Annotated in this window: 15 protein-coding genes and 1 riboswitch; of the genes, 4 read left to right on the top strand and 11 right to left on the bottom strand. The window is 64.7% G+C overall.

Annotation, left to right across the window (positions count from 1 at the left end; all coding sequences use genetic code 11):
• Position 1 precedes the first annotated feature (1 nt).
• Positions 2–1,690, bottom strand: coding sequence for a dihydroxy-acid dehydratase (gene ilvD / locus BLT16_RS05140; protein WP_089657457.1), 1,689 nt, complete (start codon positions 1,688–1,690; stop codon positions 2–4).
• A gap of 166 nt (positions 1,691–1,856) precedes the next feature.
• On the opposite strand from ilvD, the gene BLT16_RS05135 reads away from it, so the two are divergent.
• Positions 1,857–2,228, top strand: a complete 372-nt coding sequence (locus BLT16_RS05135) for a DUF5362 family protein (protein WP_089657456.1) — start codon at positions 1,857–1,859, stop codon at positions 2,226–2,228.
• Positions 2,229–2,263: 35 nt separating this feature from the next.
• On the opposite strand, the gene BLT16_RS05130 is transcribed toward BLT16_RS05135, so the two are convergent.
• Together BLT16_RS05130 and BLT16_RS05125 are read right to left on the bottom strand one after the other, a co-directional pair.
• Positions 2,264–2,950 (bottom strand): TenA family protein, encoded by a 687-nt coding sequence (locus BLT16_RS05130; protein ID WP_089657455.1) that lies wholly within the window; start codon positions 2,948–2,950, stop codon positions 2,264–2,266.
• Positions 2,947–4,347, bottom strand: coding sequence for a sodium:solute symporter family transporter (locus tag BLT16_RS05125; protein ID WP_089657454.1), 1,401 nt, complete (start codon positions 4,345–4,347; stop codon positions 2,947–2,949). Before BLT16_RS05125 ends, BLT16_RS05130 begins: the two co-directional genes overlap by 4 nt.
• Positions 4,337–4,447: riboswitch (TPP riboswitch) on the bottom strand. (Overlaps the previous gene by 11 nt.)
• A gap of 193 nt (positions 4,448–4,640) precedes the next feature.
• Here BLT16_RS05125 and BLT16_RS05120 point away from each other — a divergent pair.
• Positions 4,641–5,342 (top strand): hypothetical protein, encoded by a 702-nt coding sequence (locus BLT16_RS05120; RefSeq protein WP_089657453.1) that lies wholly within the window; start codon positions 4,641–4,643, stop codon positions 5,340–5,342.
• On the opposite strand, the gene BLT16_RS05115 is transcribed toward BLT16_RS05120, so the two are convergent.
• Together BLT16_RS05115 and BLT16_RS05110 are read right to left on the bottom strand one after the other, a co-directional pair.
• A complete protein-coding gene (locus tag BLT16_RS05115; protein WP_089657452.1) occupies positions 5,339–6,832 on the bottom strand; it encodes a protein adenylyltransferase SelO in 1,494 nt (497 codons plus the stop codon). The two genes, BLT16_RS05120 and BLT16_RS05115, sit on opposite strands and share 4 nt — an antisense overlap.
• Positions 6,833–6,948: 116 nt before the next feature.
• Positions 6,949–7,818, bottom strand: a complete 870-nt coding sequence (locus tag BLT16_RS05110; RefSeq protein ID WP_089657451.1) for a LysR substrate-binding domain-containing protein — start codon at positions 7,816–7,818, stop codon at positions 6,949–6,951.
• A 121-nt stretch (positions 7,819–7,939) separates the two neighbouring features.
• On the opposite strand from BLT16_RS05110, the gene BLT16_RS05105 reads away from it, so the two are divergent.
• On the top strand, positions 7,940–8,851 hold the full coding sequence (locus tag BLT16_RS05105; RefSeq protein WP_089657583.1) for a DMT family transporter: 912 nt from the start codon (positions 7,940–7,942) through the stop codon (positions 8,849–8,851).
• Between the two features lie 122 nt (positions 8,852–8,973).
• Here the strand turns inward: BLT16_RS05105 and BLT16_RS05100 are convergent, their stop codons facing one another.
• The 6 genes from BLT16_RS05100 to BLT16_RS05075 all read right to left on the bottom strand — a co-directional run bounded on the left by BLT16_RS05100 (position 8,974) and on the right by BLT16_RS05075 (position 14,956).
• Positions 8,974–10,239 carry a TRAP transporter large permease gene (locus BLT16_RS05100; protein ID WP_089657450.1) on the bottom strand — a complete coding sequence of 422 codons (1,266 nt, stop codon included), beginning with the start codon at positions 10,237–10,239 and terminating at the stop codon, positions 8,974–8,976.
• On the bottom strand, positions 10,236–10,787 hold the full coding sequence (locus BLT16_RS05095) for a TRAP transporter small permease (protein ID WP_089657449.1): 552 nt from the start codon (positions 10,785–10,787) through the stop codon (positions 10,236–10,238). The genes BLT16_RS05100 and BLT16_RS05095 overlap by 4 nt, the downstream gene beginning before the upstream one ends.
• A gap of 11 nt (positions 10,788–10,798) precedes the next feature.
• On the bottom strand, positions 10,799–11,785 hold the full coding sequence (locus tag BLT16_RS05090; protein ID WP_089657448.1) for a TRAP transporter substrate-binding protein: 987 nt from the start codon (positions 11,783–11,785) through the stop codon (positions 10,799–10,801).
• Between the two features lie 111 nt (positions 11,786–11,896).
• Positions 11,897–12,370, bottom strand: a complete 474-nt coding sequence (locus tag BLT16_RS05085) for a tripartite tricarboxylate transporter TctB family protein (RefSeq protein WP_245701469.1) — start codon at positions 12,368–12,370, stop codon at positions 11,897–11,899.
• A gap of 8 nt (positions 12,371–12,378) precedes the next feature.
• Complete coding sequence (locus BLT16_RS05080; protein WP_089657446.1) at positions 12,379–13,893, bottom strand: tripartite tricarboxylate transporter permease; 1,515 nt, start codon at positions 13,891–13,893, stop codon at positions 12,379–12,381.
• A gap of 76 nt (positions 13,894–13,969) precedes the next feature.
• The gene (locus BLT16_RS05075) at positions 13,970–14,956 is read right to left on the bottom strand and encodes a tripartite tricarboxylate transporter substrate binding protein (protein ID WP_089657445.1); all 987 of its coding nucleotides are present in this window, start codon (positions 14,954–14,956) and stop codon (positions 13,970–13,972) included.
• A 375-nt stretch (positions 14,957–15,331) separates the two neighbouring features.
• Here BLT16_RS05075 and BLT16_RS05070 point away from each other — a divergent pair, with 375 nt between their 5' ends.
• On the top strand, positions 15,332–16,162 hold the full coding sequence (locus BLT16_RS05070) for an AlkA N-terminal domain-containing protein (RefSeq protein WP_089657444.1): 831 nt from the start codon (positions 15,332–15,334) through the stop codon (positions 16,160–16,162).
• Positions 16,163–16,351 lie beyond the last annotated feature (189 nt).

The raw sequence follows: 16,351 nt of genomic DNA, 5'->3' as shown, positions 1-16,351 counted from the left end.
ATTACTCGGGCAGGTCAGTCACCGCGCCCTGCGATGCCGAACTCACCGTTCTGGCGTACTTGGCCAGCACGCCGCGGGTGTAGCGCGGAGCCGGCTGCTGCCAGGCACTGCGCCGACGCGCCAGTTCCTCATCGGAGAGAGCAACCTCGATGATGTCGGCCTCGGCGTCGATGGTAATGGTGTCGCCGTCCTCGACCAGTGCCAGGGGCCCACCCTCGAAGGCTTCCGGGGCAACATGCCCGACCACGAAGCCGTGGCTGCCGCCGGAGAAGCGCCCGTCGGTGATCAACGCCACCTGACTGCCCAAGCCGCGGCCCATGATCGCCGAGGTAGGGGTCAGCATCTCACGCATCCCTGGGCCACCCTTGGGCCCCTCATAGCGAATCACCACCACGTCGCCGGCCACCACGGTGCCGTCGTTGATACGTGCCTGAGCCTCCTCTTCTGAGCCGAACACCCGCGCGCTGCCGGAGAAGCGCGTGCCCTCTTTGCCGGTGATCTTGGCCACTGCGCCCTGAGGCGCCAGGTTGCCGTAGAGGATGCGCAAATGGCTCTCGGGCTTCTGCGGCGCCTCGAGAGAGGCAATGATGCGCTGATCGTCAGGGTAAGGCGCCACCCCGGCGAGGTTCTCGGCCAGCGTCTTGCCGGTCACGGTCAGGCAGTCGCCGTGCAGCATGCCAGCATCCAGCAGTATCTTCATCAGCGGCTGGATACCGCCGATGGCCACCAGCTCACTCATCATGTAGTGGCCGCTGGGGCGCAGGTCGGCCAGCACCGGCACGCGCTTGCCGATCTCGGTGAAATCCTCGAGCGACAGCTCGACGCCAATGGTGCTGGCCATGCCGATCAGGTGCAGCACGGCATTGGTGGAGCCGCCGAGCGCGATCACCACGGTGATGGCATTCTCGAAGGCCTTGCGGGTCATGATGTCAGAGGGCTTGATATCGCGTGCCAGCAGCTCCAGCACCGCGGCGCCAGCGGCCTCGCAGTCGGCGGACTTGGCCTCGGAGACGGCGTTCTGCGCCGAACTGCCCGGCAGGCTCATGCCCAGCGCCTCGATCGCCGAGGCCATGGTGTTGGCGGTATACATGCCACCGCAGGAGCCCGGCCCGGGAATCGCCGTCTCCTCGATCTGCTTGAGCTCGATGAGATCGAGATCGCCACGCGAGTGCGCGCCCATGGCCTCGAACACCGAAACGATATCGGTGTGGCCTTCGCCGGGCATGATGGTGCCGCCGTAAACGAACACACTGGGCCGGTCGAGCCGCGCCAGCCCCATCATGCAGCCCGGCATGTTCTTGTCACAGCCACCGATGGCCACCAGGCCGTCGAAGCCCTCGCAGCCGGCTACGGTTTCGATGGAGTCGGCAATCACCTCCCGCGATACCAGCGAGTACTTCATGCCCTCGGTGCCGTTGGCGATACCGTCGGAGATGGTGATGGTGTTGAAGATCACCCCCTTGCCGCCGGCCGCATCGGCACCGTCGCTGGCGCGCCACGCCAAGGCGTCGATATGGCTATTGCAGGGCGTGAGGTTGCTCCAGGTGGAGGCGATACCTATCTGGGGCTTGGTGAAATCACTGTCGGTAAAGCCCACCGCACGCAGCATGGCGCGGCTGGCCGCCTTGCCGGGGCCATCCACCACAGGAGCGGAGTGGCGGCGTCGGGAATCCTCGGGGGTATCGCTCATGTAACACTTTCCTCTTCAGTAATCGGGAAGACATCTAGAGAGTGGCGCTCAATTCAAGCGCTGACAACCAGCGGCTTCCTGTGCATCGGAACGGGGTACGGGGACTGATCGGCTGCTAGAGTGTCGGTCGCTTCGACCTATCTCGCAACCCGCCAAGGAACGTGACATGGACAACAACTCTCATGAGCTGGTACGTGACCTCATCGAGCCACTCTACCGCGGCAAGTTCTGGATGCAGCTGACCGGGGTGATGCTGATCCTCTCCGGTATTCTTACCGCCCTCTCCATCATCGGCCTGCTCGTGGCCTGGATCCCCATCTGGGCCGGCTGGGTGCTGATGCAGGCGGCCAGCACTGCCGGGAGGGTCTTCGAGAGCGGCGACCCGCGTGACATGAAGTTCGCCCTGAGCAAACTCAAGACCTACTTCACCATCTTCGGTGTCCTGATCCTGATCTATCTGGCCGTTGCCGCGGGCGGCATACTGTTCGGCACAATCGGCATGATGGGAATGTCGGGCATGATGGAAGGCCACCTCTAACCTCCCGGCTTGGCCCGTCAACACAGGAGTACCACTTAGCGCGAATGGACCGCGTCATGGAAGGCGCGCTCCTTGGTCACCGTGTCGCGAAAGCGCGCGGCCATGGCGGCAAAACCGGCCGGGTCGAGCTGCGCCGCCTCTTCGTCGAGGCGCCGGCGCAGCCAGGCCACGAAGTCCTGAAAAGCCGCGCTGTCGTGCAGGTCGATCCACTCGGCGTAGAGCGGATGCAGGCTCTCGGCGCGGGTAATGCGCGTCGCCCAGCCGAGATACAGCCACTCGGTCACCACCAGCACCGCCAGCATCTCGGCATAACCGCCGCGCTGGCCGGTGTCGCGCAGCAGCTGCTGAAACGCCCGCGTCTCGGGCAGATAGTCGGGCGCCTGCCCAGCCACGCCAAAGGTCTCGAAGGTGCGCTGGAAGGTGCTGTTCTCGTCGCTGGTCAACATACCCATGAACTGCCCCAGCACCACCCGGTCGCCCATGCTCGGGGCATGCCCGATGGCATGGCCGATCAGTGCCGTGAAAGGATCGACGAAGCCGTAGTCCTGCACCATGTAGGCGGCAAACTCGGCTTCCGGCAGGCGCGCCTCGGCCAGGGCATCGAACAGCGGATGCTCGACGGTGGCCGTCCAGTCCGGCTCGCTGATCTCTTTCAGCCAGTCGCTGACGCGCGACGCAGTACGCCCCGCGGCCCAGTCGTGGTATTGCTCGAGCGTGCTCATGAAGCGCTCCTTGGCATGCGGGAGAAGTGAGAGGGGCGGCGCCAGGCAATCAGCAGGCTGACCAGGGTCGAGGCCAGCAGCGCGCCGAGGAATGGCGCCAGAGTGGGAATGCTGTCGGGGAAGCTCGCTGCCAGCAGGCCCGCGCTCAGGCTACCGGAAGCGACCCAGCCCGGCACCACGGCGCCGAGCATGCCGGCAATGCCACCGGCCACCGCGGCCAGCGGGCTCATGCGCCGCCACAGTCCCAGCAATACCGGCACCACAATGGCCGCGCACAGTAGATCGGCGATCAGGAACAGCCGCAGTACCGAGTAGCCCTGCAGGGCCACGGCCACCACCGGCACCATCAGCGCCACCGTGGCCAGCCGTGCGCCGCCAATCGACAACCCCGGTTTGCCGGCATCCGCCACCACCAGCGAGGCGATGCCGTTCTGCAGGGTATCCACGCTCGACGCCACCAGGGTCACCGCCAGCACCAGGGCCGGCAGCGCCAGCCAGGCCGGCGCCTCGGCCAGCAGTGCAAAGAACGGGATCGGCGGTTCGCCGAGGGCGATGCCGCTCATCGCCGCCAGCATGCCGAGCCCGCCAATCAGCATCACCACCACCACGCAGATACCCGCGCCCAGCCAGGCCCCCTGCCCCAGCGCGCGGTCATCGCGAGCCGACCACACACGCTGCCAGTAGCCCTGGTGGAACAGGTTGGCCGCGGTGACCGCGATCACCAACGTCAGCGCCACCGACAGCGAATTGCCCAGTGGCGCGCTCGGCAGCGCTGCACCCGCCGGCATCTCCGGCAACCGCCATAGGGCCACGCCGCCCACCAAAACCAACAGCACCAGCAGCAGCCAGGCCTGCCAGCGATCGGTGGCGAGGCTCGCACGCAGCCCGCCCAGCGCGGTATACAGCAGCGTCACCAGCGCCACCCCAATCACCACCAGGGAAGGTGGAACATCCGAGAGTAACGCGGCAATCGCGCCGATGGCCGTGAGCTCGGCGGCCAGGAAACAGGCCATATAGGCCACCGAGACCAGCGACACCCAGCGTCGCACACCGACCCCGTAGCACGCCTCGGCAAACTCGCCGATGCTGCGCCCCTCAGGCAGGCGCTGGCGGATTGCCGGGCCATACAGGCCCAGCACGATAAAAGGGAGAGACGAGCCGATGGCATAGCCCGCCAGCGCCAGCGGACCGACAAAAGCGCCGATCTCGGGAGGCGCAAACAGGATCCAGGCGCCCATGCTCGAAGCCAGAAACGACAGCCCCAGGGTCTGGGCGCCCTGGGAATTACGCGCCGTCACATAGTCATCGAGGGGGCCATCGGCGCGGCGCGCGCGCAGGCCAAGGTAAGCAAAGCACAGCAGCGCCGCACCGAGCACGGCAGACGTCAGATAGGGCATGTCGCACTTCCTCCGCCGGTTTGAACCGGATCAGGTTCCAGGGTCGGCGCATGGCCCTCTCAGCCCCCGCGCGTGCGGTGGGACTCCCCTGGCGACAGTGAATCGTTGGGTTGTGTGCCCGGCCGTAGGCCGGGACGGCCATCATCGGTCGCATCCTCTTGGAAGTCAAAATCGCCGCCGACCGATTCAAGTCGACGCCCGATGCAGCCGATACTAATGTGATGGACGAATGATGCTGCCGCGCCTGCAGGTGCGATGCCGACAACAAGACTCACCGCCACCGAGACTGCACCATGCATTTCAAGGAAGCCAAGGAACACGCCCCAGGCCGCTTGCACGCGCTATTCGCCGAGCCCTACAGCGCCTTCGAAAACGACGCCATGGAGCGCCAGCTGCACCTGGTCGTGGCGCTAAAGGCGCTGTTCGAGGCCCCGCTGCGCAAGGGTCAGCTGTTGCTCCGGGTCATTCACGGCTGGGAGAATGGCAACGCGGAACCCTCCGCGCTGGCGCATAGCGAACATCGGATCGGCGCGCTGGCCGACGCCCAGGCAGTGGCCGAGCGCTACCAGCGCGCAACCGAACGGGGTGACCAACTCCCCTCCTCTAGCGGCTCACTGCTTGCCACCCCGCTCGCCGAGGCGATCGCCGCCGCCGAGGCGCAGGGTCAGTCGGTCGATGACGAGACGCGCCACAACCCCGCTCACTGGCCAGAGTTCGCCAGGGGACTATCGCTGTATACCTTCTTCAAGGTCTACCACCGGCTGACCTACGGTGAAGACGACTCCTACCGCGCCAGCCGCTGCGATACCCCAGAGGGCATCCGCGAGATCCATGAGTTTCACCTCGAGGAGGGCGAATTCGCCATCGTCACCCCACCCACCGATGCCGAAAGCGGCGACACCCAGCTGATCCTTCACGAGAGTCAGCTGGCGACCGTGCTGGCATTGATGGAGGAGTGCCTGGTCGCGGCCCGCAAATGGGGGTTGGTCGGCTAGGTTCCGCAGAAGGTGCGAAACACCCGCGCGGTAGATGGCGCCGGCTGTGCGTAGTCGGCGTCCTCGGGGCGCTCCTCGAAGGGCCTCGCCAACACCGCCATCAGCCGCTCGAAGGGCCCGAAGTCCTGGTCATCGATGGCCGCGGCCAACGCCTCCTCGACGCGATGATTGCGCGGGATATAGGCCGGATTGACCGCCCGCATCTGCTGCGCGATCTCGCCGGCCTCGGCGTCTTCCTGCACCAGCCGCTGGCGCCACTCGGCCAGCCAGGCCTGGATCGGCTCGCTGCGTTCGAACAGCGCCAGCAACTCGTGGTCATGCGCGTCACCCTCGGCGGCATCGCAAAGCCGTCGAAACGTGAGGGTGAAGTCAGCGCGTCCGGCCTGCATTGCCTCGAGCAGCGAGTCGGCGAGCTCGCGATCCGCCTCGTCACGACTGGCCGCCGTCTCGCCAAGGCCCAGCTTGGCGCGCAGCACCGCCAGCCACTCGGCTTCGTACAGCGCCGTATACGTTTTGAGCACCTCGGTCGCACTGTCGATGGCGCGCTGCTGGTCGTCATCGATCAGCGGCAGCAGCGTCTCGGCAAAGCGTGCCAGGTTCCACTGCGCAATCCACGGCTGATTGGTATAGGCGTAGCGGCCACCCTCATCGATGGAGCTGAACACCGTGGCCGGATCATAGCGCTCCATGAAGGCGCAGGGGCCGTAGTCGATGGTCTCGCCGGCAATCGAGGCGTTATCGGTGTTCATCACCCCATGAATGAAGCCAAGCCCCATCCACTTGGCCACCAGCGCCGCCTGGCGCGCCAGCACCGCCTCGAACAGTGCCAGATAGCGCTTCCCTGGCGTCTCGATGTCGGCAAGTGTCGGAAAGTGACGCTCGATGGCGTGATCGGCGAGCTGCCTCAGGGCGTCGTTGTCGCCACGCGCGGCGAAATACTGGAAGGTGCCGATACGCAGATGACTGGAAGCCACGCGGGTCAGCACCGCACCGGGGACCGGTACGTCACGGATTACCCGCTCACCGGTGGTGACCGCCGCCAACGCCCGGGTAGTGGGTACGCCCAGCACCTGCATCGCCTCGCTGATCAGATACTCGCGCAGTACCGGTCCCAGCGGCGCTCGACCATCGCCCCCGCGGGAGAACGGCGTGCAGCCGGCCCCCTTGAGCTGAATATCGCGTAGCCGACCATCGCGGTCGGTCACCTCGCCGAGCAGTACCGCCCGGCCATCGCCCAGTCGCGGGTTGAAGTGACCGAACTGGTGGCCGGCATAGGCCTGAGCCAGCGGCGCCGCCCCCTCAGGCACGCGGTTGCCGGCGAACCACTCGGTCGCCTGCACCTCGTCGAAGGCGCTCAGATCGAAGCCGAGCTCTTCCGCCAGCGGTCGATTGAACGCCACCAGTCGCGGCGCCTTGACCGGCACCGGATCGAAGCGGACATGGAAATGTTCGGGAAAGCGCGCATAGCGCAGGGTGAACTCGGGAAACATGGCGGCTCCGGTCGCTGACGAGAGGCATTCACGGCCAAAACCCGAGTGTAACGCTCGGAATTGAGACTTTCGACCTATTGTCGCTCGCCTCGGCCTCTGCGCCCCGCCGGCCATGCTCAGCCCGCGTCGCTGGGCGATAGCTCCTCGCGTATCAGCTCGGCCAGGCGGCGAGCGGGCTCGGTGGGCCGGCGGGCGGCACGATGCAGTGCCAGTTCAATGGTCGGAAGGCGTGGCAGCCCACTCACCTCCTCCAGCGCGCGCAACTGGGGCCCCAGCATGCTGCGCGTGACCACCACGATCGCCAACCCCGCTTGCACCACCGGCCCCAGCCCGGCCATGGATTGGCTGGTGTAAGCCACTCGCCAGTCGCGCCCCGCCTCGGCCAGTGCCTGCTCGGCTACCTCGCGGAACAGGTCGGCGCCCTGCGAGTAGAGGGCCAGCGGCAGCGGGTCGGAGAGCGGTGGCTGGCGCTCAAGCCCCACGGCCCAGGCCAGCGGCTCACGGCGGATCACTTCACCCCCTGGCGAGCGACGCTGGCGAGTCACCAGCGCCAGGTCCAGCTCGCCGTCACGCACCCGTTCGACCAGATCGACGCTGGTGCCACAGATCACCTGCAGGCTCACTTCAGGATAGAGCTGGTGAAACCAGGAGAACACCGAGGTCAGCAGGCTGGCGTAGTCCTCGGGTATGCCCAGGTTCAGCGCGCCGGTGACGCGCTTGGCGCGCATGTCGGTCAGCGCCTCATCGTTCAGCGTCAGCAGACGCCGGGCGTGGTCCAGCAACCGCTCGCCGTCGGCGGTAAAGCGGATCCGCCGTCCCTTCTTCTCGTGGAGCGTTACGCCCAACGACGCCTCGAGCCGGCTCAGCTGCATGCTGACCGTGGACTGGGTATAGGCCAGACGCCGCGCAGCTGCAGTGACGCTGCCCGTATCAGCGATCGCCACCAGGGTACGAAGCAGGCTCAGGTCGAGGGTCGAGGCGCGCATATATCATCATGATCCTTGATGAATATTATCAATAAAGATCGTTATTGTGATGATTCTGCAACGAATAGCATGACGGTGTCATCCCTAGCCCCCATTCACCACCTGCACGGAGAACATGGCCATGCTGCTGAACACCCGACTCCTTCACTTGCCCTGGCTTGGCGGCGGTGCCGCGGCGCTTGCGGTGGTGCTGTGGGCGTTGGTGCCACTGCTGGTCACCCAGGCCGAAGCGCTGCCGCCGCTGCGTCTATCGGCCCTGGCCCTGCTCGCCGGGGCGCTGGGCACCCTGCCGATGGCCCGCCAGGGTCGTAACCCCAACGCAAAGCGTAACGTCAAGGAAGCACTGATCTATCTGGGAGTGGCGCTACTGATCGTCGGCGCGGTGTGCGCCAGCTTTACCGCCTTCAGCCTGGCACCCGCTGCAGAGGCGTCGCTGATCCTCTACGCCTGGCCGGTACTGTTCCTGCTGGCCAGCCGGCGGCTGGCGCTGGGGCGGCTGCCGGCCACCACCCTGGCCGGGGCGCTTCTGGCCTTCAGCGGCGCAGCGCTGCTGGTGGCCCCCCAGGCGCTGTCCGGCGGCGTGTCAGGCGCCTGGAGCGGCTACCTGCTGGCTGCGGTCGCGGCACTGTGCTGGGCGCTCTACTCCCTGGCCTGCCAGGTGCCTGCCTGGCACCTGGGTGAGCGTATGCCCCACCTGCTTCTGATCGCCAGCGTAATGACCGGCATCGCCAGCCTGGCCCTTGAGGGCACCATCTCCATGCCCTCACAGGAGACGCTGCTGGTGACCGCCGCTCTGGGAATGGGCCCCTACGGGATTGCCATGCTGGCCTGGGATCGCGCCATGCGCGATCCCCAGGCACATCATGTCGGCCACTTGGCCCATGCGGTGCCCGTGCTGGCCACGCTGAGCCTGGTGGTGGCAGGGGTGAGCGCGCCGGACTGGAGGCTCCCGGTAGCGGCGCTGCTGGTGGTGGCGGGCAGCATAACCGCCGCTCGCCCACCCCGCGGAGGCATGGGCATGCGGCAAGATTGATGGCATCGTGTTATCGGTTATCTCCATGGGCCGGCATCGCCATAATGGAGAATCCAGCATGGCACCAACGGCAACGGGCCCTGATAACAGGGCCCGTTGCGTTTATGAGGTCGGTTGGTTATTCAGCGCCCGATCAGGCCAGTGGTCAGCCATGGCTGCCAGGCCAGCAGCACCAGGGTCGCCAGGGTTGCGAGCAGAAATGGGATCAGAGCCCGGAAGATGCGCAGCGGCGAGGCGCCGGTCATCGACGAGGCAATGAACAGCCCCGCCCCCACCGGCGGCGTGAGCAGGCCGAGCACCAAGGTCAGGCACACCACCACGCCGAACTGGTAGGGGCTGATGTCGAACTGCTGGGTGGCAATGGGCAACAGGATCGGCACCACCAGGATCAGCGCGGCGATGCCGTCGATGATCATGCCCACCAGCAGCAGCGAACCGATCACCAGCAGCAGGAACAGGAAGGGGTCGGTGGTCAGCGCCGAAATCGCCGCCGCCGCCATCTGTGGCAGGCGCTCATAGGTCACCACCCAGCCGAACACCCCGGCGGCGGCGATCAGCATGATCACCAATCCGGCGTTGACCGCGGTACGCGTCAGCACCCGTGGCAGCTGGCCGAGCGAGAGCTCGCCATACAGCAGGCGGCCCAGCAGCAGCGCCGCCAGTGAGGCCAGCGCCGCCGACTCGGTGGGCGTCGCCACCCCGAGCAGAATCCCACCGATGATGATCAGCGGAATCGACAGCGCCGGCAACCCCATGAGCAGCGCCTGACGCGCCTCGTCGCCGGTCGGCCAGTTGCCCTTGGGGTATTGCTGCAGCAGGCCGACCACGGCGATGGCCAGAAAGAAACTGAAGCCCAGCAGCAGTCCCGGCAGGATGCCAGCGATGAACATCTCGGCGATCGGTACCTGGGCGATCACCCCGAACAGCACGAACAGCATCGAGGGCGGGATGATCGGCGACAGCAGACCGCCGGCGGCAGTGATCGCCGCGCTGTAGGGCTTGTCGTAGCCCTCACGCTCCATGGCCGGCACCATCGCCCGCGACATGATCGCGATCTGTGACGCCGCCGAGCCGATGATCGCCGCCATCATCATGTTGGCGACCAGATTGATATAGGCCAGCCCACCGCGAAAGCCTCCCACCAGCAGGCGCGCCAGGTCGATCAGCCGCCGGGTCACCCCGCCTTCATTCATCAGCTCGCCGGCCAGCATGAACAGCGGGATTGCCAGCAGTCCATAGCTCTCAATGGCACCAAACAGCTGCTGCGGATAGGACTCGAACAGCACCGTATTGCCCGAATCGGCGATATACCACGCCGCGGTGAGCGCCAGCACCAGCGCAATGGGCACCGCCGCGAGCAGCAGGAGGGCAAACACCACCACGGTCATGGGCTGGGCTCCTCGGCCGGCGCGCGCAGGTCGCGCAGCGCCTGCCACAGGTTGCTGACGCCATGCAGCGTCAGCGACACGGCGAACAGCGGCATGATCAACCACACCCAGAACTTCCTGATGCCCAGGGTCGAGGTATTCTCGGCGTAGATGAAGTTGAAGGTCTGGCCCTGGAAGGCCTGGGTATCGAAGCCGGCACGCCACAGCGCCAATGGCTGATACCAACGCCAGCACAGCCACAGCATGAGTAGCGCGAAGGTCAGCACGGTCAGGTCGACGAACAGCGAAAGCCAGCGCCGCGAGCGGCCCGGCAACGCATCGCTAATCAGCGTCACGGCAATCCCTTGGCGGCGCTTGAGCACCGCCGAGGCGATCAGGAAGGTCATCCAGATCATCGCGTAGATGGCCAGCTCGCTGATCCAGTAGAGCGGGCTACCCGCGGCGCGAAAGGCGATATTGACCAGGATCAGCAAGGTCACCGTGGCAGCAAGCGCTGCCGCGGCGATCTCTTCGATCCTGGCCAGTCCCAATGAGAGGCGTGACAGCATGGCGCGCTCGTTCACTCCTCGCGCAGGCGCTCGGCTTCCTCACGCAGCGCCTCGAGGGACGGCGCCTTGTCGGCCCAGATACCTTCCCACTCGGCGATGGCGTCGCTGAAGAACGCGGCGTCGGCCTCGACGATATTGAGGTCGAGCGCGCGGATCTCCTGCTCCTGCTCGGCGTCCTTCTGCTGGAAGCCGGTGATCACGTTGTCGAGGTGTTCGGCCATGGCGGTACGGATCAGCGTCTGGTCGTCCTCGTCCAGCTCGTTCCACACCCGGCCTGAGACCACCCCCACCATGGGGAACATCATGTGGTTGGAGATCAGCAGGTTATCGGCCTGCTCATGGAATTTGAGAATCAGGATCGAATCGAAATCCATGTCGATGGCATCGACCTGGCCGTTGGCCAGCGCATCGTAGACCTCGAGCAGCGGCAGCGGTGCCGGGGCGGCACCAGTGGCGGTGTAGAAGTCGCGAATCGGCTCGAACGGCGTGATGCGCAGACGCTGGCCGCGCATATCGTCGACGCTCTCGATGGGCGAGCGCGACAGCACCTGGCGCATGCCCACCATGCCATAGCCCATGCCGACCATGCCGACGCCGCTGGGCAACTGGTCGAGCAGCGCATTGGCAGCATCGGACTGCAGCAAACGCGCAGCGTGGTCGACGCCATCGACCAGGTACGGCGCGTAGAGAGCGCCGAAGTCCGGCACCCGGTTGGAGATCTCGGCGATGGTCAAAAAGGCCATGTCCAGCGCGCCGGTCTGCAGCTGCTGGACCATCTGCGCCTCGTTGCCCAGCTGCTGGGCCGGATAGACACTGACGCTGTGCTCGCCGTCGGAGCGTTCGGCGAGGGTCTCGGCGAAGGCCTCGGCCTCCTGGGACCACATATGTTGAGGTGGCGTAATCAATCCCAACCGGAATTCCCGCGCCTGGGCGGAAAGCGAAGCAGCAGCGAAGGTGGTGGCCAAAACGGCCAGTGTCAGCGTCTTGAAGGGGCGCATGAGAGCCTCGTGTTTATCGGAATAGTGACAGCCCGACAAGGTTACCTCAGCGCCAGCGTTGATGGCACCCACCTGCCGCGCCAGACGCCGGCCGCTGGGTGCCGCTCGGTCTCAGAACAGCAACGAGGGCGGTAGCGTAATACCGATCATCTGGATGAACAGCAGCCAAACCACCGCCGCCACCAGCAGCGGTACGACCAGGATACTGATGGTCCTGGCGCCTGGCGCCAGCACGGCGATCAACAGGGCATTATAGAGGTAGGTCGAGACGATCAGCCCCAGGTTGAGCACCATCCAGAAGTACACGACGGCGCCTCCCAACATCAGCCCCGACGCCAGTCCAATCGCCACCAGATCCTGCGCCGGCCCCTCATCGGCCCCATGGCCCTGACGGCGACGCCGGGCCTCCAGGCCCAGCATGGCCAGCACCCAGATCCCGGAGGCAATCAGAAAGTAGTAGGCCGTCTGCGGCATGATGTAGGACGGCACCAGCGGCGCCACCCGCCAGTTGCCGTACTGGATATGCACTAGGCCGGCCACCCCAAGCGACAGCATCAAGGCCACCGACAGCAGCTCTCTTACCATGGTGCGGTTCATTTCTTGGCCCTCAGTGCAAAGGTGAATAGCAGGATCAGCGCGACCGCCGCCACATAGAAGCCGATGGCAATCGGGCTCTTGACCAGCACCCACCAGTCACCGCCGCCCATGATCATCGACTGGCGCAGGGCACGCTCGGCACCTGGGCCGATGATGAAGCCCAGCACCAGCGGCGCCAGCGGGAACTTGAGAAGACGCAGTGTCACCCCCAACACCCCGGCGAACAGCAGCACCCACACATCCACCACCGAGTTATTGGCGGCGTAGGTGCCGACGATGGCCAGGATGAACACGGCGGGTATCAGGTAGCCAGGCTGGATCATGGCGATCCGCGAGTAGTAGGGCAGCAGAATCTTGCCCAGCACCAGGTTCACCAGGTTGGCGAAGATCAGCGTGAAGAAAAGCGCATAGATGATCTCGGTATTATCGTTGAGCAGGCTCGGCCCCGGCGTCATGCCCATCAGAATGAAGGCCGCACCGAACAGCGCCGCCGTGGCACTACCAGGAATCCCGAAGGCGAACAGCGGAATGAAGGTCGAACCCGCGGTGGCACTGTTGCCCGACTCGGCGCTGGCTATTCCCTCCAGCGAACCCTTGCCGAACTCTTCCGGCGTTTTCGAGAAGCGCTGTGCCAGGCCGTAGCTCATAAAGGCCGCCAGCGACTGCCCTGCGCCGGGCAGCGCGCCGATGAAGGTGCCCACCGCCGCGCCGATGTAGGTCGCCTTGAGCGTGGCCTTGAACTCCTTCCAGCTGAGCTGATCCTTGCGGATATCGTACCCCTGCAGCAGGCTGGCCTGTTCGGCCACGTCGTCCATCAGGTCGTCGACCTTGCGCCGCCACAGCTTGGCACCCTGCACCACCACTTCGGAAATCGCGAAGATACCGATCAACACCGGGATCAGGCTCAAGCCGCCCGACAGCCCGGGCATACCGAAGGTCAACCGCGCCGAGCCGGTAATCGGGTCGCGCCCGATCATCGCCAGCAGCACGCCGATAGCCGCCACCGCAAGCCCCTTGGCCACCATGCCCTGGCTGAGGGCGGCGATCAGCATCAGCGAGAAGGCGTAGAGAGCGAAGAACTCGATGGGCCCAAAGCTCAGCGCCACCGCGGCCAGTGGCACCGCAATGAAGATCAACACCAGGTCACTGGTGGTATCGCCGATCACCGAGGAATAGAGCGCCGTGTGCAGCGCCTTGCTTGGCTTGCCCTTGAGCTTGGCCTGGTAGCCGTCGATGCTGGTCGCCGCAGCCCCCGGAGTGCCGGGCACACCGAATGAGATGGCGGCGATCGAACCCCCGAATAGCCCCCCTTTATAGATACCCACCAGCAGGCCCATGGCCATGGCCGGCTCCAGAAAGAATACGAAAGGCAGTAGCAGAGCGATGGCCATATCGCCGGACAGGCCAGGAATCGCGCCCAGGGTGATGCCCAGCAGCACCCCTAGCATCACATACATCAACACATACGGATGAAAGGCCAGCGCACTGGCCTCAATGACAAGGTCTAGCATCGGTGCTCTCCGAGGAGCCAGAAAGTATCACGCAGACAAAGGAAGCCGGCAGAGCCGGCTTCCTGTGCGATCAGCGTCAGTCTTGCTCGATGGCGGCGAGCACTTCTTCAACCCGCACGGTGGTGTCGCGGTAGATCTGCTGTGCGCTTTCACGGCCCTGAACGTTGTTCAGCCCTGCCGAGGCCTGACTGGACATGGTTTGAGCGGTCTCGGTTTCAAGGCCGGCCATGATGCAGTCCGAAAGGGCCTGCTGGATTTCATCGGAAACATCCGAGTAGGTGTACACCAGCAGCGGCGCTTCGAAGGAAACGTCGTAGCCGGCCTCCTGGAAGGTCGGCACGTCGGGCAATACGTCGGAGCGCTCATCGGCAAACACACCGATGGCCGTGACTTCGCCCTCTTCAACGTTGGACACAATGGATGGCGGTAGTGTCATGCCGAGGTGGGCGTGGCCACCGAGAATCATGGTGCGGGTTTCGCCGCCACCGGTGGTCGGCAAATGCACATTCTCGATGCCGGTTTCCATCTCCAGCAGTACCAGCGGCAGGTGCACCAGGCTCAGTGGATCGGCGTGACCGAATACCAGCGTATTGGGCTCGGCTTCGGCCATTTCGACCCAATCCTCGATGCTCTGGATAGGATGGTCGGCCTTGACGTAAACAGTGGGCTTCCAGTCGGTGAGGTGAACGATCGGCACCCAGTCCTCCACCTCCCAGTCGGTGTCTTCGGTGAGGGTCTGGGTAATGGTCGCGGAGTAGTCCGCCATCAGAATGGTATGGCCGTTAGGTTCAGCATCGGCCACGAACTGCAGCCCCTCCATGCCACCGGCCCCCGGCATGCTGACAACATCGATACGCGTCCCGCAATATTCCGCGGCATTGGCGGCAATAATACGTGCGGTAATGTCGGTACTTCCCCCAGCACCATAAGGCATCACAATTCGGATGGGATCGCTTCCCAGAAGTGACTCTGCATCCGACGCAGCAACAGAGGTGGCCATCATGGCAGTGGAAATCATGGCGGCACTGACGGCCACGCTCATTTTCGACATTTTAGGCGTCATCATTAGTTCCTCAGTACTCTTCATGTTCTTGTTAAGACAGGAGATAGCAACCGCTTTGGGCGACGGATTACCTCGCATTCCAGGAGTCCTCAGCGGCCATTTGACGAGTCAGTCGACAAGCACACTTGCGTTTATATTTGCCTGCTAAAGATATGCTGATTAACCGTATCGCCAATGGCTTTTAACTCCTGTTAAGAGCCTAGAGGGCAAGCGATCATGGCACTTGCCGATTCCTGGGAAATCTTTGTCAATTACCCGGCGATATATCCGTTAGCACGGATTTTTCCTAATAAAGGCGTGATGAACATTGCCACATAATGTCGATATTTCACGCTACACTAGCGCCGACGATGACCAGCATGCGGGAGTCCCTAGATGCCAGATGACACAAGCGGCCACATCGACGCTCCTGCCGGCCCGGTGCGTGTCGAACTCACCTACCATCCACCCTATGCCTGGCAAACACTGCGCGACTTCTATGCGCATCGTGCCATCGATGGGCTGGAGTGGGTCGGTGCCGACCACTACGGCCGCACCATTCGCTGGGGAAAGGCGCGCGGCCGCTTTACTGCCGTGCACCACCCCGAGCGCCACGCCTTCGAGGTCCACCTGAGTTACGACGATCCAACGCGGCTCGAGCCGCTGGTGGGCAATATTCGCCGGCTGCTCGATCTCGATGCCGACACGACACTGATCGAGTCTCACCTGGCCGAGGCGCTGCCGGGGCTGGCACTGGTGGAAGGACTGCGCCTGCCCGGCATCTGGTCGCCGTTCGAGGCCGGGGTGCGGGCGATCCTCGGCCAGCAGGTGTCGGTGGCCGCCGCGCGCCGGCTGACCACCACACTGGTGAGCGAACTGGGCGACCTGGAGCCGGATGGGCAACGCCATTTCCCCAGCGCAGCGCAGATCGCGGCGAGCGAGTTGGCTTTCCTCGGCATGCCCGATGCCCGGCGGCAGACGCTGCGCCGTTTCGCCGCCTGGCATGCCTGCGGAGAGGCGAGTGAGGATCCGCGTACCTGGACCACCCTCAAGGGCATCGGCCCATGGAGCGCCGACTACGCCGCGCTGCGCGGCGCTTCACACCCGGATATCTGGCTAGCCGGCGACCTGGGGATCCGCAAGGCGTTGCCGGCGCTGCAAGACGCCGCCCCCCAGCGTGCCGCTCCCTGGCGAAGCTACCTCACCTTCCAACTCTGGAGTCGTTGATCCATCATAGAATCTGACAATTACGATCATCCAGAAAGCTTATTAAACATGGCGATATATCTCGGCCAGAACCGCACTCAATGAAAATTAGCAGGATTGAGCAATTCTCCGCGATAAATGCGCCTACTGGTGATGGCCATCCCCCCCTATCATCTCTCTCACGGTCGTCACGACCGACATGCTGTCCCC

Origin of the sequence: Franzmannia pantelleriensis, from assembly GCF_900102875.1 — a bacterium.
Classification (GTDB): Bacteria; Pseudomonadota; Gammaproteobacteria; order Pseudomonadales; family Halomonadaceae; genus Franzmannia; species Franzmannia pantelleriensis.
The sequence above is the reverse complement of the archived record's forward strand: the minus strand, read 5'-3'. Positions and strand labels throughout refer to the sequence as shown.

Coding starts and splice junctions, on each gene's coding strand:
- BLT16_RS05120 (WP_089657453.1), top strand. CDS start 4,641: ATGCATTTCAAGGAAGCCAAGGAACACGCCCCAGGCCGCTTGCACGCG.
- BLT16_RS05080 (WP_089657446.1), bottom strand. CDS start 13,893: ATGCTAGACCTTGTCATTGAGGCCAGTGCGCTGGCCTTTCATCCGTAT.
- BLT16_RS05100 (WP_089657450.1), bottom strand. CDS start 10,239: ATGACCGTGGTGGTGTTTGCCCTCCTGCTGCTCGCGGCGGTGCCCATT.
- BLT16_RS05135 (WP_089657456.1), top strand. CDS start 1,857: ATGGACAACAACTCTCATGAGCTGGTACGTGACCTCATCGAGCCACTC.
- BLT16_RS05075 (WP_089657445.1), bottom strand. CDS start 14,956: ATGACGCCTAAAATGTCGAAAATGAGCGTGGCCGTCAGTGCCGCCATG.
- BLT16_RS05125 (WP_089657454.1), bottom strand. CDS start 4,347: ATGCCCTATCTGACGTCTGCCGTGCTCGGTGCGGCGCTGCTGTGCTTT.
- BLT16_RS05130 (WP_089657455.1), bottom strand. CDS start 2,950: ATGAGCACGCTCGAGCAATACCACGACTGGGCCGCGGGGCGTACTGCG.
- BLT16_RS05110 (WP_089657451.1), bottom strand. CDS start 7,818: ATGCGCGCCTCGACCCTCGACCTGAGCCTGCTTCGTACCCTGGTGGCG.
- BLT16_RS05115 (WP_089657452.1), bottom strand. CDS start 6,832: ATGTTTCCCGAGTTCACCCTGCGCTATGCGCGCTTTCCCGAACATTTC.
- BLT16_RS05085 (WP_245701469.1), bottom strand. CDS start 12,370: ATGGTAAGAGAGCTGCTGTCGGTGGCCTTGATGCTGTCGCTTGGGGTG.
- ilvD (WP_089657457.1), bottom strand. CDS start 1,690: ATGAGCGATACCCCCGAGGATTCCCGACGCCGCCACTCCGCTCCTGTG.
- BLT16_RS05090 (WP_089657448.1), bottom strand. CDS start 11,785: ATGCGCCCCTTCAAGACGCTGACACTGGCCGTTTTGGCCACCACCTTC.
- BLT16_RS05095 (WP_089657449.1), bottom strand. CDS start 10,787: ATGCTGTCACGCCTCTCATTGGGACTGGCCAGGATCGAAGAGATCGCC.
- BLT16_RS05070 (WP_089657444.1), top strand. CDS start 15,332: ATGCCAGATGACACAAGCGGCCACATCGACGCTCCTGCCGGCCCGGTG.
- BLT16_RS05105 (WP_089657583.1), top strand. CDS start 7,940: ATGCTGCTGAACACCCGACTCCTTCACTTGCCCTGGCTTGGCGGCGGT.